The organism is Acinetobacter sp. YH12116, from assembly GCF_013418895.1.
GTDB lineage: Bacteria > Pseudomonadota > Gammaproteobacteria > Pseudomonadales > Moraxellaceae > Acinetobacter > Acinetobacter indicus.
The window spans coordinates 25,476-49,148 of sequence record NZ_VPBE01000011.1; the positions used below are offsets into that span (position 1 = coordinate 25,476).

Annotated in this window: 23 protein-coding genes; 21 read left to right on the forward strand and 2 right to left on the reverse strand. The window is 45.0% G+C overall.

Annotated features, from left to right (window positions below; all coding sequences use genetic code 11):
* Positions 1-73: 73 nt before the first annotated feature.
* A complete protein-coding gene (locus FTU54_RS08365; protein ID WP_005182363.1) occupies positions 74-427 on the reverse strand; it encodes a DUF4124 domain-containing protein in 354 nt (117 codons plus the stop codon).
* A gap of 707 nt (positions 428-1,134) precedes the next feature.
* On the opposite strand from FTU54_RS08365, the gene FTU54_RS08370 reads away from it, so the two are divergent.
* The 19 genes from FTU54_RS08370 to der all read left to right on the forward strand — a co-directional run bounded on the left by FTU54_RS08370 (position 1,135) and on the right by der (position 21,417).
* Entirely contained in the window at positions 1,135-2,862 is a 1,728-nt protein-coding gene (locus tag FTU54_RS08370; RefSeq protein WP_035363671.1) for an acetolactate synthase 3 large subunit, read from the forward strand.
* On the forward strand, positions 2,859-3,350 hold the full coding sequence (ilvN, locus tag FTU54_RS08375; protein ID WP_005182370.1) for an acetolactate synthase small subunit: 492 nt from the start codon (positions 2,859-2,861) through the stop codon (positions 3,348-3,350). The genes FTU54_RS08370 and ilvN overlap by 4 nt, the downstream gene beginning before the upstream one ends.
* A gap of 104 nt (positions 3,351-3,454) precedes the next feature.
* Complete coding sequence (ilvC, locus tag FTU54_RS08380) at positions 3,455-4,471, forward strand: ketol-acid reductoisomerase (protein ID WP_005182373.1); 1,017 nt, start codon at positions 3,455-3,457, stop codon at positions 4,469-4,471.
* Positions 4,472-5,616: 1,145 nt separating this feature from the next.
* Complete coding sequence (locus FTU54_RS08385; RefSeq protein WP_180046244.1) at positions 5,617-6,138, forward strand: hypothetical protein; 522 nt, start codon at positions 5,617-5,619, stop codon at positions 6,136-6,138.
* A gap of 69 nt (positions 6,139-6,207) precedes the next feature.
* The gene (locus FTU54_RS08390) at positions 6,208-6,912 is read left to right on the forward strand and encodes a molecular chaperone (protein ID WP_016659537.1); all 705 of its coding nucleotides are present in this window, start codon (positions 6,208-6,210) and stop codon (positions 6,910-6,912) included.
* A gap of 20 nt (positions 6,913-6,932) precedes the next feature.
* A complete protein-coding gene (locus FTU54_RS08395; RefSeq protein WP_180046242.1) occupies positions 6,933-9,233 on the forward strand; it encodes a fimbria/pilus outer membrane usher protein in 2,301 nt (766 codons plus the stop codon).
* Between the two features lie 14 nt (positions 9,234-9,247).
* The gene (locus FTU54_RS08400; RefSeq protein ID WP_005182377.1) at positions 9,248-9,667 is read left to right on the forward strand and encodes a hypothetical protein; all 420 of its coding nucleotides are present in this window, start codon (positions 9,248-9,250) and stop codon (positions 9,665-9,667) included.
* A gap of 167 nt (positions 9,668-9,834) precedes the next feature.
* Entirely contained in the window at positions 9,835-11,118 is a 1,284-nt protein-coding gene (locus FTU54_RS08405) for a glycosyltransferase family 1 protein (RefSeq protein WP_163142800.1), read from the forward strand.
* A 32-nt stretch (positions 11,119-11,150) separates the two neighbouring features.
* Positions 11,151-11,702, forward strand: coding sequence for a phosphatase PAP2 family protein (locus FTU54_RS08410; protein ID WP_016659534.1), 552 nt, complete (start codon positions 11,151-11,153; stop codon positions 11,700-11,702).
* Between the two features lie 94 nt (positions 11,703-11,796).
* Positions 11,797-11,997, forward strand: a complete 201-nt coding sequence (gene iscX / locus FTU54_RS08415) for a Fe-S cluster assembly protein IscX (RefSeq protein ID WP_005182385.1) — start codon at positions 11,797-11,799, stop codon at positions 11,995-11,997.
* Between the two features lie 108 nt (positions 11,998-12,105).
* On the forward strand, positions 12,106-12,537 hold the full coding sequence (gene ndk / locus FTU54_RS08420; protein ID WP_180046240.1) for a nucleoside-diphosphate kinase: 432 nt from the start codon (positions 12,106-12,108) through the stop codon (positions 12,535-12,537).
* A 122-nt stretch (positions 12,538-12,659) separates the two neighbouring features.
* The gene (rlmN, locus tag FTU54_RS08425) at positions 12,660-13,895 is read left to right on the forward strand and encodes a 23S rRNA (adenine(2503)-C(2))-methyltransferase RlmN (RefSeq protein WP_180046238.1); all 1,236 of its coding nucleotides are present in this window, start codon (positions 12,660-12,662) and stop codon (positions 13,893-13,895) included.
* A 35-nt stretch (positions 13,896-13,930) separates the two neighbouring features.
* A complete protein-coding gene (pilW, locus tag FTU54_RS08430; protein ID WP_104470591.1) occupies positions 13,931-14,728 on the forward strand; it encodes a type IV pilus biogenesis/stability protein PilW in 798 nt (265 codons plus the stop codon).
* Positions 14,719-15,507 carry a helix-turn-helix domain-containing protein gene (locus FTU54_RS08435; RefSeq protein WP_127799074.1) on the forward strand — a complete coding sequence of 263 codons (789 nt, stop codon included), beginning with the start codon at positions 14,719-14,721 and terminating at the stop codon, positions 15,505-15,507. Before pilW ends, FTU54_RS08435 begins: the two co-directional genes overlap by 10 nt.
* A 22-nt stretch (positions 15,508-15,529) precedes the next feature.
* Positions 15,530-16,651 carry a flavodoxin-dependent (E)-4-hydroxy-3-methylbut-2-enyl-diphosphate synthase gene (gene ispG, locus FTU54_RS08440; RefSeq protein ID WP_005182396.1) on the forward strand — a complete coding sequence of 374 codons (1,122 nt, stop codon included), beginning with the start codon at positions 15,530-15,532 and terminating at the stop codon, positions 16,649-16,651.
* Positions 16,652-16,654: 3 nt separating this feature from the next.
* A complete protein-coding gene (hisS, locus tag FTU54_RS08445; RefSeq protein WP_005182398.1) occupies positions 16,655-17,950 on the forward strand; it encodes a histidine--tRNA ligase in 1,296 nt (431 codons plus the stop codon).
* A 30-nt stretch (positions 17,951-17,980) separates the two neighbouring features.
* Positions 17,981-18,685, forward strand: coding sequence for a tetratricopeptide repeat protein (locus tag FTU54_RS08450; RefSeq protein WP_180074638.1), 705 nt, complete (start codon positions 17,981-17,983; stop codon positions 18,683-18,685).
* A complete protein-coding gene (bamB, locus tag FTU54_RS08455; RefSeq protein ID WP_180046237.1) occupies positions 18,682-19,830 on the forward strand; it encodes an outer membrane protein assembly factor BamB in 1,149 nt (382 codons plus the stop codon). The genes FTU54_RS08450 and bamB overlap by 4 nt, the downstream gene beginning before the upstream one ends.
* Before the next feature lie 174 nt (positions 19,831-20,004).
* Positions 20,005-21,417 (forward strand): ribosome biogenesis GTPase Der, encoded by a 1,413-nt coding sequence (gene der / locus FTU54_RS08460; protein ID WP_005182406.1) that lies wholly within the window; start codon positions 20,005-20,007, stop codon positions 21,415-21,417.
* Positions 21,418-21,481: 64 nt separating this feature from the next.
* On the opposite strand, the gene FTU54_RS08465 is transcribed toward der, so the two are convergent.
* Positions 21,482-22,258 (reverse strand): SDR family oxidoreductase, encoded by a 777-nt coding sequence (locus FTU54_RS08465; RefSeq protein WP_180046236.1) that lies wholly within the window; start codon positions 22,256-22,258, stop codon positions 21,482-21,484.
* Positions 22,259-22,358: 100 nt separating this feature from the next.
* Between FTU54_RS08465 and mazG the strand changes: the two genes are divergently transcribed.
* Together mazG and FTU54_RS08475 are read left to right on the forward strand one after the other, a co-directional pair.
* Positions 22,359-23,120, forward strand: coding sequence for a nucleoside triphosphate pyrophosphohydrolase (gene mazG / locus FTU54_RS08470; protein WP_104487792.1), 762 nt, complete (start codon positions 22,359-22,361; stop codon positions 23,118-23,120).
* Between the two features lie 10 nt (positions 23,121-23,130).
* Positions 23,131-23,544, forward strand: a complete 414-nt coding sequence (locus FTU54_RS08475) for a ComEA family DNA-binding protein (RefSeq protein ID WP_104470595.1) — start codon at positions 23,131-23,133, stop codon at positions 23,542-23,544.
* Positions 23,545-23,673 lie beyond the last annotated feature (129 nt).

Sequence of the window (23,673 nt, forward strand, 5' to 3'; positions counted from 1 at the left end):
CAGCGAAAAGTGAATTTTGCGCGGCGGTTTCTGCTGGAAAAATTTAACTGATCAGGCCAGAGCAAGCAGAAACTTAAAAAACTTGCGGATTGGCACGTTCCTGTTGGGCTTGCTGCAGGGCAGCATTGGCTTCACGTTGCTGTGAATCCATCTCGGGAGCGGTTGCTGGCGTGTTCGCTGTCTGTGCTGTGGTTGGACTGTGCGTATTATTCGCTGCCGCCGTTTGCGCTGAAGTCGTTGGGGCAGAGTTGCGCCAGCCGTAAGTATCGACTTTGCCGTGTTTCTTGGCATTTTTCGGTGGCGGGGTGGTGGTGTAATGGGTTGAACCATTGGCATCGACCCATTTGTAGTACTGTTTGGCCATCACATTGGCGCTGGCCAGTGCGACTACTGAACATAATCCCCAAGTTAAAATAGAGCGATTCATCTTGTTATCCTCATGCTGTATTCAGCTGATCAATCTGCGCGTTTATCTTAGCAATAATTGGCGCCAAAGTTGATTAATTTTTAGGCTGGAAGATGAAAAATAACAGCATGAATCTGCGCCTGAATATCCTCGGCTGTTGTATCTGAAATAACCATTTTACTGCTGCAGAATGATCCATTTTGATGGGTGAATTATAAATAAACGATTTTTTATTTAATAAAATTCATTCATTTTTTTTATGTATTTTATATTTAAAATTTATGTGAAATAAAGGCAAACACATGAAATATCATGTTTTATAACGGAAATTTAAATTTTTCTATGTAATGCTTGAAAACTAGATATGTTTAAAAAACAGGCACACAGCCAAGTTTAGGAAAAAAGCCAATTTTTAAACTTGACTTTAGGGGACGAAACTACAAAAATGCTGTCTTTAGTTTTATATGCCTTAGATCGATCACCCTTCGAATAAGTGTCATGTCATGCAATGGGCAACTTCTCTAGCCGAGAAGCTGAACAAAGCTGTGAAACGTGTTTATCCCAACATGTTTTTAGATCTCATATTGCTCAATCAGCAATCAGATCACAAATTTTTCCTATTGCGATGAAAACTATGAAATATGTGTGCTATAACAGTGCAACAATGAATTAATGAAACGCTGCAAATGCCTCCCATTTCGCAGTGATTAAGATTAGGGTGAATCACGTTGGAACTTTTATCTGGTGGTGAAATGCTCGTTCGTGCATTAGCGGACGAAGGCGTTGAACATGTATTTGGATACCCAGGCGGCGCCGTTTTACACATTTACGACGCGTTCTTTCAACAAGACAAAATCAATCATTACCTTGTGCGCCATGAACAGGCAGCAGGCCATATGGCTGATGCTTACTCGCGCGTAACCGGTAAGACCGGTGTGGTGCTGGTGACTTCAGGTCCAGGTGCAACCAACACCGTTACTCCAATTGCAACAGCCTATATGGACTCCATTCCAATGGTGATTCTGTCAGGTCAGGTTGCTTCTCATTTAATTGGTGAAGATGCGTTCCAGGAAACCGATATGGTGGGGATTTCCCGACCAATCGTAAAACACAGTTTCCAGGTGCGTCATGCCAGCGAAATTCCATCAATTATTAAAAAAGCATTCTATATCGCGTCATCTGGCCGTCCTGGTCCGGTTGTGGTTGATATTCCAAAAGATGCGACCAATCCGGCAGAAAAATTTGCCTACGAATATCCTGAAAAAGTGAAGATGCGTTCGTATCAACCACCACATCGTGGTCACTCAGGTCAAATCCGTAAAGCGATTGATGAACTGATTCATGCCAAACGTCCAGTGATTTATTCAGGCGGTGGTGTGGTGCAGGGCAATGCCGCAGCACAGTTAACTGAGCTGGCGCATATTCTGGGTTATCCTGTGACCAATACCTTAATGGGCTTGGGCGCATTCCCGGGTGATGATCCGCAATTCATCGGCATGCTCGGTATGCACGGTACCTATGAAGCCAACATGGCCATGCACAATGCAGACGTGATTCTGTGTGTCGGCGCGCGTTTCGATGACCGTGTCACCAACAATCCGGCAAAATTCTGTCCGAATGCTAAAGTCATTCATATTGATATTGACCCGGCAACAATTTCTAAAACCATCATGGCGCACATTCCAATTGTGGGCGCAGTTGAACCTGTACTCCAGGAGATGCTGGTACAGCTGAAACAGATGAATGTGTCGAAGCCAAATCCTGAAGCGATTGCAGCATGGTGGGAGCAGATCAATGAATGGCGTAAAGTTCATGGTCTGAAATATGAAAAGCCAACTGATGGCACCATGAAGCCACAACAGGTGGTTGAAGCTTTAGATAAAGTGACCAATGGTGAGGCCATTATTACTTCTGACGTTGGTCAGCATCAGATGTTTGGTGCGCTTTACTACAAATATAAGCGTCCACGTCAATGGATCAACTCGGGTGGCTTGGGCACCATGGGTGTAGGCTTACCTTATGCAATGGCTGCGAAACTGGCGTATCCAGACCAGCAGGTGGTGTGTATTACTGGTGAAGCATCCATCCAGATGTGTATTCAGGAACTGTCGACCTGTAAGCAATACGGTTTGAACGTGAAAATTCTGTGCCTGAACAACCGTGCCTTGGGTATGGTAAAACAGTGGCAAGATATGAACTATGAAGGTCGTCACTCAAGCTCATATGTAGAGTCTTTACCTGACTTTGCCAAGCTGATGGAAGCGTATGGTCACGTGGGAATCCAGATTGACCATGCCGATGAGCTTGAATCGAAGCTGGCTGAAGCCATGGCCATCAATGATAAATGTGTATTTATTAACGTGATGGTTGACCGTACTGAACACGTTTATCCGATGCAGATTGCCGGTCAGTCCATGAAAGATATGTGGTTAGGAAAAGGGGAGCGTACAGAATGAGACACATTATTTCCGTTCTCGTTGAAAACGAAGCTGGTGCGCTTTCTCGTTTAGTGGGCTTGTTCTCTCAACGTGGTTATAACATTGAGACGCTGAACGTAGCACCGACTGAAGACCCGACTTTGTCACGTTTGACACTCACTACTTATGGTGATGACCACAAAATTGAGCAGATTACCAAGCAGCTGAACAAGCTGGTTGAAGTGGTCAAAGTGGTAGATTTGTCTGAAGGTGCGCATATTGAGCGTGAACTGATGCTGATTAAAGTCAAGGCACTGGGTTCAGCACGTGATGAAATCAAGCGTACTGCCGATATTTTCCGTGGTCAGGTGGTCGATGTGACACCAACGACCTATACCATTCAAATTGCCGGTACCACAGAAAAGCTCGATGGCTTTATTGATGCGTTGGCTGAGAACACCATTCTGGAAGTGGTGCGTTCAGGCGTATCGGGTATCGCACGTGGCGAAAAAGTTTTAACTATTTAATTTAACAACGAATTCACCTCTCTCGGCTGGGAGAGGCGCTAGCAAGCTGAATAATGAAATTGCCCTAGCGGACAGGAATCAAAAGCATTTAAGCGGAGACAGCAATGCAAATTTTTTACGATAAAGACTGCGACTTATCTATCATCCAATCTAAGAAAGTAGCGATCATTGGTTACGGTTCACAAGGTCACGCGCATGCGCTTAACCTTAAAGATTCTGGCGTTGACGTAACTGTTGGTTTACGTGCTGGTTCAGCTTCTTGGAAAAAAGCTGAAAATTCAGGTCTTAAAGTTGCTGAAGTTCCTGCTGCAGTTGCACAAGCTGACGTGGTGATGATCTTGACTCCAGACGAGTTCCAAGCGCAACTTTATCGTGACGTGATTGAGCCAAACATCAAGCAAGGCGCGACTTTAGCATTTGCTCACGGTTTCTCTGTTCTTTATAACCAAGTTGTTCCACGTGCTGACTTAGACGTAATCATGGTTGCACCTAAAGCACCTGGTCACACTGTACGTTCTGAATACCAACGTGGTTCAGGTGTTCCTGATCTTATCGCGATTCACCAAGATGCTTCTGGTAATGCACGTAACCTTGCACTTTCTTACGCTTCAGGCGTAGGTGGCGGCCGTACAGGTATCATCGAAACTTCTTTCCGTGAAGAAACTGAAACTGACCTGTTCGGTGAGCAAGCGGTTCTTTGTGGTGGTGCAGTTGAACTGGTTAAAATGGGCTTCGAAACTCTGGTTGAAGCGGGTTATGCGCCTGAAATGGCTTACTTCGAATGTCTACACGAACTTAAATTGATCGTTGACTTAATGTTCGAAGGCGGTATCGCGGACATGAACTACTCTGTATCAAACAACGCTGAATACGGCGAATACGTAACAGGTACTGAAGTCATCAACGAACAGTCTCGTGAAGCAATGCGTAATGCGCTTAAACGTATTCAATCTGGTGAATACGCGAAGATGTTCATCCAGGAAGGTGCGTTGAACTACCCATCTATGACGGCTCGCCGTCGTCAAAATGCTGCTCACGGTATCGAAGTGACTGGTGCTAAATTGCGTGCGATGATGCCTTGGATTCAAGCAAACAAAATCGTTGATAAAGAAAAGAACTAAGTTCTAATTTCTGAGCCAAAAAGCCCTTGTGTTTCACAGGGGCTTTTTTATGTCATTTAAAAATAGAGCTTACTGAGTTAAGTTAACTTCCGTGCCTTAAAGAAAAGAAAGCAGTGCTTTTCTTTCCTTGCACTTCACTCAGAACAGTGTTCTGAGCTTGCTCATACCTTGGATTCAAGCAAACAAAATCGTAGACAAAGAAAAGAACTAATTTCTCGAATCACTTGATTTGAACGCGAAGACCCACTCACTAGAGTGGGTTTTTTTACATTTAATATTGTGTGCCTTGCTTCATTCAAAGGAGTGCTTTTCTTCCTTGTACTTCATACAAAACACTGTTTTTCTACTTCTTGCGCTTCACTCAAGGCGCTGCATTGACGTCGCTGCCAGATCATCGGCATGAAAAAGAACTACTGTACTGAGTGAGATAATTAATCGCATAGGGGTACTAAATTGGCTGAAAAATACTTTTATTTAGAAGAATTATTTTTTACTCAGATTAAAAGTCGAGTGAAAAATGAATAAATGCGAAAAAAGTAAAAAATGAATCAGGAATAAAACAGATTGGGCTGCTTTGGTTTTTTCTGATGTGCTTTATGTATTTTATTATTTCTTCCTGACAGTTTATTGAATAAGGCTATCCCTATTACTAAGTATTTTATATTTAAAATAACAATCAAATAATCTGTTTAAATTGTCAGGCTTCTTAATAATATGTGAAATTTCAACTAATTTTTGGTGGAAAATTCCAATATTTCGAGGAAAACTAAAAAAAAATGTAATAAATGTAAAGGAATGTTTATTGAGGGTATTTAATATTTTTTATAAAAAACATCTATTTGTTTTTATCTTAAAAAACTGGTTAGAAAAAAATTCCCTAAAAATAGTGACCCAAGTAGCAAGGAGAATTTGGGTCACCAAAAAAAGAGAATTAGCCCAAAAACAGTCGATTAGGCAAGAAAAATAATTTTAAAAAATAAATACTTAGCCTTGTGTGAAAAATCCCGTATAGATGGTTTTTTCTGTGGAATACCTACAATAAAAGAACTTGCTCAGGATCGGGTTTTAATCAGTCTAAAGACATTCTGGTTTGGGTGAGTGATTAGAAAAATGGTTCTTATATTAAAGTTATGGAGAAACACGACATGTCTACATTAATTAAAACAGCTATGGCGGTATTATTTGCAGGTACTTGCTCATCAGCAATTTATGCAACAGAAGCTGAAACAGCTGGTAAACCAGGTGGTAAACATAACTGGAATAACTGTACAACTTTAGGTTGTGAAAAAGATATTCCAATTAAACTAGAAGTTCCAAAAAAATGTGAAATTAAAGGCGGATCAGCAATTGAGTTGAGCAAAGCCGGTGGTACCAAAACATCTAACTATACAGTAAGAAGTAATACTCACTATGTATTAAATATTACAACTGCAAACAATGGTACCAATGCAAGTACATATGTTAAGCATGAAGATGATGGCACAGTACGTATTCCAACTACAATCACAACAACAAAAACAGGTGGTGGTGCGATTGCTTGGGGTAGCAGTAACCATGCTGGTCTAGCAGATGATGTCTATACTGTTTCGGTTACTAACTCGGCAGTAGCTCCATTCCAGCGTGCAGGTACATATTCAGACACTTATAAAATCAAAGTGTTCTACTAATTTAGTGTTTCGCCTAACTTGGTCTTCGGACCAAGTTAGGCTTTTTCGTTATAAAAGCTGGGGAATAATATGAAAAAAATAATAGCCTTTTTAGTTTCATCGCTGTGTTATGCATCTGCAAGTTATGCAGGTGTTTCTATTGACCCGGTTCAGATGTATATCAACAGTCAGGCTAAACAAAGAACCACAACGCTTACTTTAGAATCTACAGATGAAACTGAAGCAAAAATTTTTGAAATTAAAGCCTTTAAATGGACGCAACAAGGCAATGGTGAGAATGTTTTAGTACCAGATGACACCCTTATTTTAAATCCCAAAAACTTTATTCTGCAGCCGAATGGCAAACAGACTATCCGTGTTGGTTTTAATCGTCCTTTAGAGTCGGTACTCACCGGTAATCAGGAGGGTGCATGGCGCATTCTGGTGGAAGAAATTCCACAGGCCGTGAAAGAAACCTCAGTTAACTTTCTGCTCAGCTTTAACCTGCCTTTATTTGTCGGTAAGCAGGAAGATACGAACGTTAAATTTAATATTGAGAATAACCGGCTGGTTGCACAAAATCAGGCCAATTCGCATGTTCAGATTAATAATTTGAAGATTGTTGATGCTAATAAGAAGGAAGTGTTTAAGGCCGATACTATGGCTTACTTATTGGCCAAAATGAATTACAGCTATGAGTTAAATGGAACCAAGATTGCAGATCCAAAAAAGTATACTGTCCAATTTTTTACGGATAAGAACGATAACATGGTGGAGCTTAAATTCTCGGACTAGCGGTATAGGGGGAATTTGCGATGAATATAAAAAATCGGTGGTTTATTGTTGTTCATATTTTATTTAGCTTCGCAGCGAATGCGAATGAAAATCCGGTAGAAGAAAGTCTTGCCAATCTGTGGATTAATGAACTTGATCATCATACTGATATTATTTTAATCACAGAAGGGCAGCATTATTATATGGGTTGTGATGTGCTGTCCGAACGGCAAATTCAAGTGCAGAAGTTAAAGAAACATCAGCAGCGTGCGGATTTCTGTCTGGTCAGTGAAGGCGATATTCAAGCGGTTTTTGATAGTTCATCGCAGTCCATTAAATTAACCATCCCCACTCACTATTTTCAATCCGATTTAAACGTTTTTAACCAGAAAGTGATTCCTGAAAAAGCCAGTTTTGGTGGCTTTATGAATTATGACTGGGTCTATGCCAACAGCGATTCAAATGAAGCTTATAGTGGTCTGGCCGAGTTGGGGATCTTTAAAGATTACTGGATTCTCAAGAATTCGGTGCTGTATCAGAATACCTCTGTCGAGGAGCAGGTGGTACGTTTAAATAGCAGTTTTGATCTGGAATTTCCGGAAAGCATGACCCGTCTAACCCTGGGCGACACCACAACAACCTATAACCCGTTAATTAACTCTTTGCGTTTTGCCGGTTTAAACTGGGGAACCAACTACACCGAGCGACCAAGTTTTGTCTATTGGAATATTCCAACCTTACAGGGTAGCGCGCGTATTCCATCTACTGTTGAGCTGTTTATTAACGGGGTGAGTATTTATAGCCAGAAAGTCAGCCCGGGTGATTACATGCTGGAAACAGGGGCGCAAATTCAGCAGGCGGGTGATGCACAAATTGTAGTTGAAGATGTTTTAGGTAATCGCAGTGTGCAAACTTTTCCAGTGCTGGTCACTAACCGTTTATTACGTGATGGCCTGAATGAATATAATATTGCCTTAGGTAAGCTGCGTTATAACTACAATCTGGACAGTAGCGATTATCGGGATTTCTTTGTTAATGGCTTTTACCGCAGGGGGCTGTCTAACGCAACCACCTTGGGAACCAACCTGTCCTATAGTGAAGATATTCAGAATGCAGGGGTTATGTGGACTCAGGCCATCAGTAATATTTTAATTGTAGACAGTGTGGTCATGGCCTCGCATGATGACCGGAATCAGATGAACTATTCCTATGGTTTATCCGCCAGCAAAGATTTCGGGAATTTTTCACTGGGTGCCAGTTCCAAGTATACCGAACGGGATTTTAAGTTTTTAGGCGATGATCTGGACAATGTTTCGAATTATCCAAAATTTGAAAATCTGGTGTATTTAGGGCTGACCAATGTGCCTTATGTGCACAATATTAATCTGAACTATGCTGAACAGAAATACTATGATCATCCTGAATTTGAACAGCAGAACCAGCGGGTGATCAATGTCGGATTTAACCGGAATTTTGGACGCCGATTTGCTGTCGGGCTCAGTTATTTCAATGCTTTTGGCGATCGTAAAGATTCTGGCGGGATATTATCTCTTAGTTATAATTTTGATAATGATAAATCCGTCTATTTTAGTCAGTCTGCAGACCAGAACACCAACCTGCAGCTAGTGAAAAGTGACTCGAGTCAGGTCGGCTTTGACTATGCTGTCGGTGTGAATCATCGCAATGATGACACACTTTATAATGTAAATGGCCTGCTGAAAACCAAGGTAGGTGATCTAGATTTTTACCATGTTCAGGGCAAGGAAACGCGTGACTCGCAACTGGCTTATCGTGGTGCTGTTGTCTGGCTGGGTAATCAGTTAAGTTTTACCAAAATTGTTGAACATGCTTTTGGTTTGGTCAAAGTCGGGGATTATCAAGATATTGATATTCTACGCTCACTGGTTTATGTCGATAAAACCAACAAAGACGGCTATGCCTTTGTGCATGACATTATTCCTTATGTGAAATACGACATCGCCTTTGATGAAAACCAGTTACCTATCGAAGATAAAATTCTTTATTCAAGTAAACAAATTACCGCGTTAAACCAGCGCGGCTACAAAATCAATTTCCCGGTTTTCCATGCTAAACAGGTTCGTATCCGGCCGGTAGATGTCCAAAATCGCAGTTTTGTACCGGGATCAGAGCTGCATATTAACAATGAAGGTGGCGAGGTTTATCCGATTGGTTCGGATGGAACGGTCACTTTATATGGCTTGATTCCAGGGAATTATAGTGTCCGGATTAAAACCCGAGAGGCGCAAACCTGTAGTGCTGTATTACAGGTTTCAGCTCAGGCACAAGATATAACTGTACCAGTTGAACTTGTGTGTAAATAAAAGGAGTAGGGGTAATGAAAGCGAGTGTACTGTTTTTAGTCTGTTGTATCAGCAGCAGTCTGTCTCTGGCACATGCGAGACAATGCCAAATCGAGCGTTTAACGGCAACCCAATTAAATTTGAATGCCTCTTATTTAAGTCAGGCTGCGACTTCCTTTTCGGTGAATTGTGATAGTCGTTATGCCATTAAGTTTAATAGCCGAAATCTGGTGAATAGTACAGGCAGCAGTTATCTGGTGAATGAGAAGAATTATAAGCTCAGAACCCAGATGAATATTAGTGGTGCCAGCTCTTCACGCTGGAATGTTCCGCTTAGTCAGGCTCCCACTGGTCAAGATAAATTTGTGGTGTTGGTACAATTAATGGAACGTCCAACGGCAAGAACACCTGCCGGTGTATACCGGGACAGTCTATATATTAATTTGATGTTTTAATTATGCTTTAAATATTGGAAATATCGAATATTTTTCCAAGGCTCTAACCAGGCGGGTGCAATACCACGAGTTTGATACAAGTATGAAATTAATTTCATGAATTTATCATAAAACTGCAAACTGTAAGGATTATGCTGGGCAGACAACAACAACAGAGGAATACGCGGATGTCAGCGTCTTCACGCACACTGGTATTAAAGTCGCCTAATATTCCTGAGAATTTTAAATTTTATTTTAAACAGGAAAAACAAAAAAACGCGATTAATGAAGTCATTGAAATTGAAGAGCTGGTGCGACCTCGTTTAAGAATTGCGTTAGTGACAGAAACCTGGCCGCCAGAAATTAATGGTGTAGCCAATTCATTATTACAACTGTGCAAAGGATTGCAAAAACTGGGACATAAAATTCTACTGATTCGTCCTGAACAAAAACAACCTTGTACCGATTTTAGTCCCAACAAAGAATGTCTGGTCAAGGCGCAGTCTATTCCGAAATATGGTCATCTGCAGTTTGGCTGGCCACAGCTTTATAAACTCTCCACTGCCATGGATGAGTTTGAGCCAGATATCGTGCATGTGGTGACCGAAGGGCCGCTGGGTCTGGCTGCGTTACAGGTGGCAAAATCCAAGCAGATTCCGGTGTCTAGCGGCTTCCACTCTGCCTTTCAGGACTTTAGCCGCTTTTTTGACCTGGCTTTTCTGGTTAAACCGATCCAGCGTTATCTGTGCTGGTTCCATAACAATACGCAACTGACCTGTGTACCCAGTACCGATACCGAGCAGTCTTTACGCCAGTTTGGTGTGGAAGGCCCACTGGTGGTCGTTGGTCGTGGGGTCGACGTCGACAGGTTCTCACCGCAACATCGTTCAGAAGCCTTACGTTTACGTTGGGGCGCCGATGAACAGACCCGGGTGCTGATTTATGTGGGCCGGGTGTCGCCAGAAAAAGAAGTGAATGTGGTGATTGATGCCTATCGGGCCATGCAGTCCATTGCCAAATATCCAACCAAGCTGGTGGTAGTAGGCGATGGTCCGGACCTGAAACGTCTGGAAGGGCTGAACACCGATGGCGAAGTCATTTTTATGGGCAGCTTAAGCGGACAAAAACTGGCTGAAGCTTATGCTAGTGCCGATGTGTTTGTCTTTGCCAGTCAGGTAGAAACCTTTGGTAATGTGGTGCTTGAAGCCATGGCCAGCGGCTTGCCAGTCGTGGCGTATGACTATGCTTGTGCCAATTTGCATGTCAAGCAAGATGAAACCGGCTGGCTTAGTCCACTGGGTGATGTCGCCGGAATTATGCGTTCGATTTATCAGTTACCAAGCGCAAAAGTATTAAGACAGATGGGTAAAAAAGCCCGTGAATCTACCCAGCATATCGGCTGGCAATATCCGATCCAACAATTTGAACAGGCACTTTATCGGGTGGTGCAGGAGTCGCATATGACGACCTAGATTTTAAGCTCAAGCTTAAAGGAGAGCATAGAATGAAACTTAAAAATGCAAAAATAAGAATACTTGATCTCGACTTGAAAGGCTGTTTGTATCTCAATCATTTTTCCCACTCCGAACGGGTGGCTTATTTCTTTAAAGTGGTGAGCCGCTTAGGCGACGGTTTATTCTGGTATGTCATGTTGGCCACAGTCTGGTTATGGCAGGGTCTGCTGTATGGATTACAGATTATCTACTTGCTGTTAGGTGGATCGGTCGGTACGGGCATCTATAAACTGCTTAAAAGCAAAACGGTGCGTCCCCGTCCTTATCAGGTACATCAGGTGATCCGCCTGGGCGAGCGTCCGCTTGATCACTTTAGTTTTCCTTCCGGTCACACTTTGCATGCGGTCATGATTACCACAGTGCTGGGCTATATTCAGCCGCTACTGCTGGTGTTGATGTTACCTTTTACCATTCTGGTGGCGCTATCACGTATGGTGCTGGGGCTGCATTATCCAAGTGATGTGGCGGTCGGTGCACTAATTGGCGGTCTGGTGGCCAGCTGCATTATTTCGGCTGCGCCGTATCTGGAAATTGCGCTATAGCCCATTCACCGGCGGTACGGCCTGTCAAAGCTGGTACAGCATTTGCAAAATTTGCTAAAGTAGTGCATCACACTAAACTGCCTTAGGAATAGACATGGGTTTACGTTGGACAGATAGCATCGATATCGCTATTGAATTGTATGAAGCACATCCAGATGTCGATCCGCAATGGATCCGTTTTACTGACCTGCATGCCTGGGTTTGTGCACTTCCAGATTTTGAAGATGATCCGACCAAGTCAACCGAAGGTCTGTTAGAAGCCATTCAAATGGCATGGATTGACGAAGCACGTTAACAGCGACCTCAAAAAACCGATTTTTTTACAGATTAAACGCAGAAAAAAGCCCATTTTTCGGTATAATGCGGCAAAATTTCTGTCAACTTTGACTTTAAGGAGCCAATCATGGCTATCGAACGTACATTATCTATCGTTAAACCAGACGCAGTTGCTAAAAACGTAATCGGCGAAATCTTCGCACGTTTTGAAAAAGCGGGTCTTAAAATCGTTGCAACTAAAATGAAACACTTGACTCAAGCTGAAGCTGAAGGCTTCTACGCTGAGCACAAAGAACGTGGTTTCTTCGCTGACTTAGTTGCGTTCATGACTTCTGGTCCAGTGGTTGTTTCAGTTCTTGAAGGTGAAAACGCAGTTCTTGCTCACCGTGAAATCCTGGGCGCAACTAACCCTAAAGAAGCGGCTCCTGGCACTATCCGTGCAGACTTCGCTGTAAGCATCGACGAAAACGCTGCTCACGGTTCTGACTCTGTAGCATCTGCTGACCGCGAAATTAACTACTTCTTCGCTCAAACTGAGATTGCTCCACGTACTCGTTAATACGCAGTATTCAAACCAGATAAGTGTTATTATACTTATCTGGTTTTTTTATTCTCTGAATAATCCTTTGCTCACATATTGAGCTTCTCCTTTCATCTTTAGACATGGTTTAGGTAACACACATGAGTACTGAAGCAGTCGCTGTATCAGCCGTTTCTGATGCACAGCAACACACTCCATCCGCTCCTGCACAGGAAAAAACTGTGGAGAAAGTGAACTTACTTGGCATGTCACGTCCGCAAATGGAAAAATTCTTCGAAGATATGGGTGAGAAGAAATTCCGTGCCGGGCAGGTGATGAAATGGATTCACCAGTATTTCGTGACTGATTTTTCTGAGATGACCAATATCTCAGGCAAGCTGCGTGAAAAGCTGGAAAAGATTTGTAAAATTAAAGCGCCAGAAGTGGTGCATAAAAACTTCTCCAAAGACGGTACCCGTAAATGGGTATTCCGTGTGGGTGATGGGGAAGGCTCACTGGTTGAAACCGTACTGATTCCAGCAGAAGATAAAACTGGTTCACGTAAGACCCTGTGTATTTCTTCACAGGTGGGCTGTGCACTGGATTGCTCATTTTGCTCAACTGGTAAACAGGGCTTCCAACGTGACCTAACCCAAGCGGAAATTATTGGTCAGTTGTGGATGGCAAACTATTCCTATATGGAAGATGTGCCTATCGCGGATCGTGAGCGTTCGGTGACGAACGTGGTGATGATGGGCATGGGCGAGCCGCTGCTGAACTATGATGCGGTCTTAAACTCGATGCGTATTATGCTGGATGACTTCGCCTATGGCATGTCAAAACGCCGTGTAACGCTGTCGACCTCGGGTGTAGTGCCAAAAATTGACCAGCTGGCTGAAGATATTGATGTCGCGCTGGCGATTTCTTTACACGCCACCAACGATGAACTGCGCAATGAGCTGGTGCCAATCAACAAGAAATATCCACTGGAACAGCTGATTGCAGCCTGCCAGCGTTATATCAAAAAAGATGGCAACGAAAGTGCGCGTAAGCACGTGACCATTGAATATGTCATGCTCGATGGCGTGAATGACAGCATTGAACATGCCAAAGAGATGATCAAGCTGCTCAAAGACCTGCCAAGCAAAATCAATTTAATTCCGTTTAACCCGTTCCCGCATGCGCCATATGGCCGTTCAAGCCGGAACCGGATTATTTCTTTCCAAAAAACTTTGTCTGATGCCGGATTTGTGTGTACGATTCGTCAGACACGCGGTGATGATATTGATGCAGCGTGTGGCCAGCTGGTGGGACAGGTGGCAGACCGTACCCGTCGTGCGGAACAATGGAAAAAGAAAGTTGCAGAGCGAAATGAAATTATGCGCTCTCAAGGATAATTAAATTTAGGGGGAGAGGTCCATTGACTAAGTTGATGTATAAATTCACAACCATCAGCACATTGTGTGTGGCTGCATGGATGAGCACCGGCTGTCAAACCACAACTCCTACTTTAAGTCCGAAAGATCCGGAAAAGGCAATTCAGGTGCGTACCCAGCTGGCGGCCGAGTATTTAAAATCGGGTGATTTAGACTCGGCCAAACGTGCCCTGGATCAGGCGCTGGAAACAGATTCGCGTGATTCCATGGCCAATATGATGATGGGCGTGCTGCTACAGCAAGAAGGAAGCAAGCTGAATCTGGAGAAGGCCGATACGTATTTTAAGCGTGCCATCTCTGCCGATCCGAACAATGCGCAGGCGCGTAACAACTATGGTACGTATTTGTATCAGGTTGAACGCTATAATGATGCCATTGAACAGCTGAGTATTGCCGGGGCAACACTCGGTTATGATCAACGTTTTCGTGCATTGGAAAACGTGGGGCGGATTTACCTGAAACTGGGCGATATGGCGAATGCTGAAAAATCATTCAAGCAGGCTCTGCAGGCGAACCGTGACTCCTATGTTTCAATGTTAGAGTTGGCGGAAATTTTTTATTTCAACCAGCAGACTCCTGCAGCATCCAGAATGTATGAACAGTTTGTGCGTGCTGTGGGACAAAAAAATCAAGGTGCGCGTGCATTGTGGATTGGGATCCGTGTTGCACGAGCAAATGGCGATCAGTTGGGACAGCAGGTGCTGGTCAATCAGCTTCGGGCATTGTTCCCTGAAAGCCAGGAATATCAACGTTATTTGCAATTACAGCACAGTACTGAGGCCGTATGGAAGTAAATCCTAATTCACCGCAATCAAATACAAATGTAGCGCCCAATGCATTAGGAAATATCCAACGCCCAGGTGAGTATCTGCGTCAAATCCGTCAAAATCAGAAGCTTGAGCTTGAAGATGTGGCGCAAGAATTGAATATTCCGGTCAAAACCCTGACGGCGCTGGAGCAGGATGAATACAAGTCACTGCCTGAAGCGACCTTTATCAAGGGTTATTACCGCACCTACGCCAAATATTTAAAAGTCGATGCCACCAGTATCATCCAGCGTTTTGATGAAATCTATGCCAATGATACCGGCATGCTGCCGAATCATGCCCTGAATAATTCCCCAATTAAAATTATGGGCAAACTGCCTGGCTCGAATCGTGACCGTAACCGCAAATGGTTAAAACGTATTGCGCTGGCGGTAGTGGCACTGGCCTTAATCTGGATTATCATCGCGGCCGTGCAAAACTGGTCATCTTCGCAGTCGAGCGACACTGAGCAGAATATTGTGCCAATGTCTGATGTCGAAATTATTAATTTAGACAACAGCAGTGCCGTGACCGGCGATCAGCTGTCTTTAAGCTTTAACCGTCCGACGTCGGTTCATATTGTGGATTCGACCGGGAAGGTGCTGGCCACTGGCCGTCAGGCGTCCAGCTTGAATTTAACTGGTGAGGCACCATTTCAGATTCGTTTAGATGATGCAACCGCAGTGTCATTAAGTCTAAACAATGAAAATATTTCATTGTCTCCATATACCGTCAATGGCAAAGCGGAATTCCGTTTGTCGCCTTAATGGCACAGAGTAGAGCGAAATCATGATTGAGAATCCAATTCGACGCCGTCCAACCCGTAAAATTCGTGTCGGTTCAGTCTATGTGGGCGGTGATGCGCCAATCAGCATTCAGAGTATGACCAATACCGAAACCTGTGATGTCGCTGCAACGGTTGCGCAAATTCAGCGCTGTGTTGATGCTGGTGCAGACATCATGCGGGTATCGGTACCAAGCATGGAAGCCGCACAGGCTTTTGGTGAAATCCGTAAGCAGGTCTCTGTTCCTTTGGTGGCTGATATTCACTTCGACTATAAAATTGCTTTGGCTGTGGCCGATTTCGGTGCTGACTGTCTGCGGATTAACCCGGGTAATATCGGTTCGGAAGCGAAAATCCGTGAAGTGGTGGCTGCGGCCAAACATCATGATATTTCCATGCGGATTGGGGTCAATGCCGGTTCACTGGAAAAAGATATTCAAAAAAAATACGGCGAGCCGACCGGTGCAGCCTTGCTTGAATCGGCCATGCGCCATATTGATATTTTAGACCGTCTGGATTTCCAGGAATTTAAGGTCTCGGTGAAAGCATCGAATGTATTTTTAACCATGGATGCCTATCGTTTGCTGTCGCAGCAAATTGATAATCCGCTACATTTAGGTGTGACTGAAGCGGGAATCTATCGGACCGGTTCGGTGAAATCAGCGATTGCCTTAGGTGGCCTGCTGATGGAAGGCATTGGCGACACCATGCGTATTTCCCTGGCAGCAGAGCCGGAAGAAGAAGTCAAAATTGGCTTTGATATTTTAAAATCGCTCGGCCTGCGTTCTAATGGCATTAACTTCATTGCCTGCCCAAGCTGTTCACGTCAGGAATTTAACGTGATTAAAGCCATGCAGATGTTGGAAGAGCGTCTGGAAGATGTCCGCACTCCAATGGATGTGTCGGTGATTGGCTGTAAAGTTAACGGTCCGGGCGAAGCCAAAGAAGCTGATATTGGCGTGGTAGGTGCAAGTCCGCGTTCACTGGTGTATCGTAATGGTGAAAAGAGCCATTTAATTGATACCAATCAATTGGTTGATGAAATCGAAACAATGGTTCGTCAACGTGTTAAAGAGCTTGAAGAAGCTAAGTCAAAAGAGATTATTCGCACAGGTTTTTCTGAGTAGATCATGAGTTCAATCGTCGCAATCAAAGGTTTTAATGACATTCTCCCAACCCAGACCCCGGCTTGGAGACGTCTGGAACAGCATCTGTCCAGTCTTATGGATGCTTATGGTTATCAGCAAATCCGTTTGCCGATGGTTGAGCAGACCCATCTGTTCAAGCGTTCCATTGGTGATGCAACCGATATCGTTGAAAAAGAAATGTACACCTTCCTGGACAAAGGCAATCCGCCAGAGTCATTGACTTTACGTCCGGAAGGTACGGCAGGCTGTGTACGTGCCATGCTTGAGCATAACCTGCTGCGCGGTGCAACGCCTCGCGTGTGGTATATCGGCCCAATGTTCCGTTATGAAAAACCGCAAAAAGGCCGTTATCGCCAGTTCCATCAGTTTGGTGTGGAAACTTTTGGTGTCGCTACCCCAGATATGGATGCCGAGCTGATTTTAATGACCGCGCGTTTATGGAAACGTATGGGCGTTGCAGATAAAGTTCAACTTGAACTGAATACTTTAGGTGAGTCAGATGAACGTGCCGCGTATCGCGCCGCCTTGGTTGAGTTCCTGGAAACGCACAAAGCCGATCTCGATGAAGATTCTCAGCGCCGTTTAAGCACCAACCCGCTGCGTATTCTGGACTCTAAAGATGCCAAAACTCAAAGCATCCTGGAAAATGCACCAAAACTTCACGACTTTATGGGTGAAGACACCATGGCGCATTTTGCCCTGTTGCAGCAGTATCTGACTGATGCCGGTGTCAGCTTCGTGATTAATCAAAAATTGGTCCGTGGTCTGGATTATTACAACAAAACTGTATTTGAATGGACCACCACCCATTTGGGTTCACAGGGGACAGTGTGTGCCGGCGGCCGTTATGATGGTCTGGTGGGGCAGTTAAAAGGCAAGCCAGAACAGTCGGTTCCGGCAGTTGGTTTTGCCATGGGCATGGAGCGTTTATTGCTTCTATTGGAACAGGTCGAAGACAACAGCCCAAGCCGCGATTGTGAAGTATTCCTGGTGGCCGATCCGGCATCACAAGGTAAAGCACTGGTGCTGGCAGAGCAGATTCGTGACCAGCTTGAAGCCAGTGGTAGTGCCATTCGCCTGAAAGTCGGCTCACAAGGCTCGATGAAAAGCCAGATGAAAAAAGCCGACCAGTCGGGTGCACTGTATGCTTTAATTCTGGGTGAGCGTGAGTGGGAAAACCAGCGCTTCGCCGTTAAAGAACTGGCCACTGCCGAGCAGTTGGATGTAGCTGTGGCAGAGATTGTGCCATTTATGATTGAAAAATTTTCTTCAAAATAAGCCAAAGAATATAAGGAAAAGGGTAATTCAATGAGCGCATTAAGTGATGATGAACAACTTGATCATTTAAAATCATTCGCTAAGAAATATGGTTCTGCAATTATTAGCGGGATTTTGATTGCGCTGATTGCCTTTTTCGGATGGCAATACTGGCAGAAGAAAAACCTGGCTGAAGATCAGACCAACACCGCCAAAGTCCAGCAACTGATGGACGAGGCGCGTGCGGCTGAAGGCGATGACAAAGCTTTCCAGAATCTGTCAACCACGGCCGATAAGATTGTGAAAGAAGCACCAGATTCCATCCAGGCCATTCAGACCCAGTTCTTAATGGCGAAACTGGCCTATGATCAGGGCGATTATGCCGGTGCAGAAAAAGCCTTAAAGAAAGTTGAAAATTCTAAAGTCGATGATGCCGGCTTAATGCAGGTATTAAAACTGCGTTTGGCCTATGCGCAATTGGCACAAAAGAAATATGATGAGGCACTGAAAACCTTGTCTGCCGTCAACGATCCTGCCTTTAAAGCAACAGCTGAAGAAGCGCGTGGTGATGTGTACGTGGCGAAAAATGATATTGAAAATGCCAAAAAAGCGTATCAGAACGCATGGAATGCGTTACTTGAACGTCAACAGGAACGTCAAATTTTACAAATTAAACTCGAAAGTGTCGGCGTTTTAGTTGATGATCCTGAAATTGAACGTCCTGTAATCGACACACAAGTGGATGAAACTGAATGAATAGAAAATATAAGATCCCGTTTGCACTAACTGTTTTAAGCCTTGCATTGGTTGGCTGTTCAAGCAACAGCATTAAAGTTGAAAAAGTAAAACCGAATCCTTTGCCAAAACTGCAACAGGCCAAAACCCTGGTGCCTGTATTTTCTCAAAACACCTCATCGACTGCTGAAGAAGATCCGCTGCGTTTACAGCTAGATGTCGATAATGGCGTGGTATTTAATATTGATCCTAAAGGTGAAGTAGCAGCCTATCGTGGCAAGCAGCGTTTGTGGCAGACCGAAGTCAGCAAACAGGGGCTCAGCTCAGGTGTAGAAGCGGCAGAAGGTCTGGTGATTGTTGGGAATCAGAAAGGCCAACTGTTTGCACTGGATCAGGCTACAGGTGAGAAAAAATGGACCGCACAATTGACTGGCGCCATTCTGGCACCTTCGCTGGTGCATGCCAACCGTGTGGTGACCATCAGCAATGATGGTATTGTCTATGCGCATAACCTGGCGACTGGCCAGCAAATGTGGACTTACAATTTGCCGAATGTCCAGTTTAGCCTGCGTGGTAGCGCTGCACCGGTAGCGGTTGATCCGCGTACCGTGCTGGTAGCAACCGCCAATGCTTATATTTATGCAATTGATGTGGTGACCGGTACGCCGCGTATGCAGCGCCGTGTGGCCATCAGTGAAGGTCGCTCCGATATTCAGCGTTTAAATGATATTGATGGCGATCCGGTAGTAGCTGGCCAGTTCCTGGTCACTACCAGCTTCCAGGGCCAGGTGACCGTCACTGATCTGGCTTCACAGCAAGTGGTTTGGAGCGAAGACCTGAGCAGCACCAAACGTCCGGAAGTGGTCGGCAATGGGGTTTTTGTCGCCAGTGCCGATGGCCGTTTAGTGGCTTATGAAATTACCAGTGGCCAGAAGCTGTGGGAAAATGACCAGTTGCTTAACCGTCGTTTAAGTAACCCGGTAATGCTGGGTCAGGACCTGGTGGTGGGAGATATGGATGGTGTCTTGCATCTGTTTAACCCGAGCAACGGTCAGCTGATTGGTCGCGCCAAAACCAGCGGTGAAGTGCGTTCTTTACGTGTCATCGACAACCAGTTATATGTTGGTACGCAAAAGGGTGCATTCAGCATTTGGCAAAACCGTTAACTTTTTGTTGCCTTATGTTAAACTAGGCGACAATTTCCGTATTTTTTAACGCGGGGTGATTGAATGTTCAATGCCCCGTGTTTTTATTCAGGTCTTTGACTCAAATTTTTTCTTCCCATTTGTTTCTGATGTTCAGACCCGTGTAGTGGACTGATCTCAAATAAAGGTTAATCTATGAAACCCGTAATTGCGCTCATTGGTCGTCCGAACGTCGGAAAATCAACGTTGTTTAACCAGATCACCAAGAGTCGTGATGCTCTGGTCGCAGACTTTGCCGGCCTGACGCGTGACCGTAAATATGGTGATGCGACCTATCAGAATAAATCCTTCATCGTGGTCGATACCGGCGGTATTGGCGAATCTGAAGGTGGTATCGATTCTTACATGGCCGAGCAGTCGAAAACCGCCATCCATGAAGCCGATATGATCATCTTCGTGGTCGATGCGCGTGCCGGTCTGCTGGCTTCGGATGAGCAGATTGCCCGTGAACTGCGTACGCTGGGTAAAAAAGTCTTTCTGGTGGCCAACAAGGTCGATGGCGTACATGCAGAAGCCGCGCTGGTTGAATTCTTTAAACTGGGGATGGGCGAGCCAATGCAAGTGGCCGCCAGCCATGGTCGCGGTGTTCAGCAGATGCTGGAAGAAGTACTGCAAGATGTGCCGGAAGATGAAAACCCGGAAGAGCGTGATGAAGACACGGGTCTGCGTCTAGCGATTATTGGTCGTCCAAACGTGGGTAAATCGACGCTGGTGAACCGTTTGCTGGGTGAAGAGCGCGTGGTTGCTTTTGACCAGCCGGGCACAACACGTGACTCGATCTATATTCCGTTTGAGCGTGAAGGGCGTAAATACACCCTGATTGATACTGCCGGTGTACGCCGTAAAGGCAAGGTCGATGAAATGATCGAGAAATTCTCGATTGTAAAAACCTTGCAGGCGATGAAAGATGCCAACGTGGTGGTTGTGGTGGTCGATGCGCGTGAAGGGATTGTCGAGCAGGACCTGCACCTGATTGGTTATGCGCTGGAAGCTGGCCGTGCCATGGTGATTGCGATCAATAAATGGGACAACATGTCTGAATATGATCGCAAGCAGTGTAAGCTGGATGTCGAGCGCCGCTTTGACTTTATTCCTTGGGCGCGTATTCACCTGATTTCAGCGCTGCATGGCACTGGGGTGGGTGATCTTTATCCATCGATTCATCGTGCTTATGAGTCTTCGCGCTTAAAAGTATCACCAGCCAAACTGACTCAGATTCTGAATGATGCAACTGAAGCGCACCATCCGCCAAAAGTGCAGGGTCGTGCCATTAAAATGCGTTATGCACACATGGGAGGCCAGAACCCGCCAACGATTGTAATTCACGGTAACAAGGTGGATAAAACCCCGGCCGATTATCGTCGTTACCTGGAAAACGTGTTCCGTAAGGTCTATAAGCTGGAAGGAACTCCGGTGAAGATTGAATTTAAAACCTCTGAGAACCCGTTTGAAGGACGTAAATCACAGGTGGATGAACGTACTGCTGCGCGTCGTCGTCGTTATGTACAGAAGTTTAAGAAAGCCGAGAAGAAATTTAAACGCGGTTAAGCGGTTTTTACTTGATACAAAAAAAGCCCGAATCAGATTCGGGCTTTTTTATGGCCATCAGTTTCTAGTCTGGACGCCGTGCCAGCCACATATTGCTATAACGATTCACCCACTGCGGGCTTAGGCGCGACAGGGTAAACAGGAATTTGCTTTTTAATCCGACAGGCTGATGGGTGGCGGTAAATAGCGAGCTTTTTCGCGTAACACAACTGAAAATTTCATCGGCCACATCTTCCGCGCTTAAATGTACCCCCATATTTTGGATGGTGCCGGCATCCATATCTTTGACCATGGCGGTTTGTACAAACAGCGGCATCACATCCAGCACCCGGATACCGTATTTTTGCCATTCTACATCCAGCCCTTCGCTTATACCGCGTACCGCAAATTTACTGGCCGAATACGACACCAGATCGGCCTGTCCATAAATGGCCGAAGCTGACGACAGGTTCACCACCCGGGCAAAAGTCGCCTGTTTTAAATAAGGCAGTGCGGCATGACAGCCATTTAGTACCCCATTGACATTAACTTGCATGGTGCGCTGATGCGCCTGAATCTCGGTGTCTTCAAAAGCACCCGAATATAAAATGCCGGCATTGTTGACTAAAATATTCAGCTCGCCAGCCCAGTCTACAAAACGCGCCAAAGCCGTTTGCCACTGCGCATAATCCGCGACATCCAGCCCGCCGGCTTGCGCATTAGGACCCAGCTGCTGCGCCAGTTGCTCGGCCAGCGCAACATTTAAATCATAAATTCCGACTTTATAACCCGCCTGATAAAATAAGCGGGCCACTGCTGCACCAATGCCTTGTGCTGCGCCACTAATGAAGATACTGTGCATGTGGCTAACTCCTTGTGTTTTTGTTTTTCAACGTGTGGTTCTGTTGAGAGCATAGCAAATATTTTTATGTAGATGATGGTTGAAGAAGGTAGAAATCGGCATGGATCAGTTATTGGCAGTGATGAAACAGCTTCGTGAGCAATGTCCGTGGGACCAGAAGCAGACCCCAGAATCGCTGACCAAGTATGCGATTGAAGAAGCCTATGAAGTCGAAGCGGCCGTGCGCAGTGGTCATGCTCAGGACGTCAAAGAGGAACTGGGCGATCTATTGCTGCAAGTGGTATTCCAGTCGCAAATGTATAGCGAGCAGGGTGCTTTTGACTTTCAGGATGTGGTGCAGGCCATTACCGATAAAATGATTCGCCGTCATCCGCATGTATTTCAGCCCGAGCAGTTTGCGGCCTTAAGCCCGGAAGATGTCAGTGCATTGTGGCAGCAGATTAAACAGCAGGAAAAAGCCGGCAAACCTGCATCGCGCTTATCTGAGGTCAAACATGGCCCGGCCATTCAGCAGGCTCAGCAGTTACAGCACAATGTCGCGCAGATTGGCTTTGATTTTCCCGATGTCACTGGCGCGATGCAGAAAGTCGATGAAGAGTTGCAGGAGTTGAAACAGGCGGTGGATCGGCAAAATTCCGACGAAATTCTGGATGAGCTGGGTGACTGTTTATTTTCTTTAATTAATGTTGGCCGTAAACTGAATCTGTCCAGCGAAATGGCTTTGCTGAGTACCGTACATAAATTTAGAACCCGCTTTGCTTTCATTGAACAGCAGTTACAACAGCAGCATAAAAATATAGAACAGGTGTCGTTGGCTGAAATGGATCAGTTGTGGGAGCAGGCAAAACAACAATTAAAATGACAGAGTGACCATGACAAGAAGAATAAGATTTCAACACGCTCAAGCTCTAATTCAATTTACTGTGATGTTCTGCGTGTTTTGTAGCTTTTTCGCGCTGCAAAATGCGCAGGCAGAAAATTATGATGCGCGTTATCTGCAATGGAAGGCTGAACAAGAGGCGATTGATGCCCGCTTAAGCCCGTCGGCTTCTACGAAGACTTCCCAACCCCGTTCAGCTAGCGCAGGCAGTAGTGAAAAAATTAATCTGAATATGGCAACAGCCGCGCAATTACAGCAATTATCTGGCGTGGGACAAAAGAAGGCGGAAGCTATTATTGAGTACCGCAATCGGCATGGAAAATTCAAACGGATTGAAGATTTACAGTTAGTCAAAGGGATTGGACCGGCATTATTGGCCAAAAACCGGCACCGGCTGGGTATTTAATCGGGTCTGATCATCGGCCAACACCGCATCAGCCGGGCCCGAGTATTGAGATAATCAAATTGCCCTTTGATTGTGTTAGAGATATGATTAGCGTCATCTAATCTATTTTACGTTCAGACGTAGGAGACA

Bases quoted from the DNA above. Each gene is read 5' to 3' on its own strand.
- FTU54_RS08365 (WP_005182363.1), bottom strand. From the start codon at position 427: ATGAATCGCTCTATTTTAACTTGGGGATTATGTTCAGTAGTCGCACTG.
- ilvN (WP_005182370.1), top strand. From the start codon at position 2,859: ATGAGACACATTATTTCCGTTCTCGTTGAAAACGAAGCTGGTGCGCTT.
- ilvC (WP_005182373.1), top strand. From the start codon at position 3,455: ATGCAAATTTTTTACGATAAAGACTGCGACTTATCTATCATCCAATCT.
- FTU54_RS08385 (WP_180046244.1), top strand. From the start codon at position 5,617: ATGTCTACATTAATTAAAACAGCTATGGCGGTATTATTTGCAGGTACT.
- FTU54_RS08390 (WP_016659537.1), top strand. From the start codon at position 6,208: ATGAAAAAAATAATAGCCTTTTTAGTTTCATCGCTGTGTTATGCATCT.
- FTU54_RS08395 (WP_180046242.1), top strand. From the start codon at position 6,933: ATGAATATAAAAAATCGGTGGTTTATTGTTGTTCATATTTTATTTAGC.
- FTU54_RS08400 (WP_005182377.1), top strand. From the start codon at position 9,248: ATGAAAGCGAGTGTACTGTTTTTAGTCTGTTGTATCAGCAGCAGTCTG.
- FTU54_RS08405 (WP_163142800.1), top strand. From the start codon at position 9,835: ATGTCAGCGTCTTCACGCACACTGGTATTAAAGTCGCCTAATATTCCT.
- FTU54_RS08410 (WP_016659534.1), top strand. From the start codon at position 11,151: ATGAAACTTAAAAATGCAAAAATAAGAATACTTGATCTCGACTTGAAA.
- iscX (WP_005182385.1), top strand. From the start codon at position 11,797: ATGGGTTTACGTTGGACAGATAGCATCGATATCGCTATTGAATTGTAT.
- ndk (WP_180046240.1), top strand. From the start codon at position 12,106: ATGGCTATCGAACGTACATTATCTATCGTTAAACCAGACGCAGTTGCT.
- rlmN (WP_180046238.1), top strand. From the start codon at position 12,660: ATGAGTACTGAAGCAGTCGCTGTATCAGCCGTTTCTGATGCACAGCAA.
- pilW (WP_104470591.1), top strand. From the start codon at position 13,931: ATGTATAAATTCACAACCATCAGCACATTGTGTGTGGCTGCATGGATG.
- FTU54_RS08435 (WP_127799074.1), top strand. From the start codon at position 14,719: ATGGAAGTAAATCCTAATTCACCGCAATCAAATACAAATGTAGCGCCC.
- ispG (WP_005182396.1), top strand. From the start codon at position 15,530: ATGATTGAGAATCCAATTCGACGCCGTCCAACCCGTAAAATTCGTGTC.
- hisS (WP_005182398.1), top strand. From the start codon at position 16,655: ATGAGTTCAATCGTCGCAATCAAAGGTTTTAATGACATTCTCCCAACC.
- FTU54_RS08450 (WP_180074638.1), top strand. From the start codon at position 17,981: ATGAGCGCATTAAGTGATGATGAACAACTTGATCATTTAAAATCATTC.
- bamB (WP_180046237.1), top strand. From the start codon at position 18,682: ATGAATAGAAAATATAAGATCCCGTTTGCACTAACTGTTTTAAGCCTT.
- der (WP_005182406.1), top strand. From the start codon at position 20,005: ATGAAACCCGTAATTGCGCTCATTGGTCGTCCGAACGTCGGAAAATCA.
- FTU54_RS08465 (WP_180046236.1), bottom strand. From the start codon at position 22,258: ATGCACAGTATCTTCATTAGTGGCGCAGCACAAGGCATTGGTGCAGCA.
- mazG (WP_104487792.1), top strand. From the start codon at position 22,359: ATGGATCAGTTATTGGCAGTGATGAAACAGCTTCGTGAGCAATGTCCG.
- FTU54_RS08475 (WP_104470595.1), top strand. From the start codon at position 23,131: ATGACAAGAAGAATAAGATTTCAACACGCTCAAGCTCTAATTCAATTT.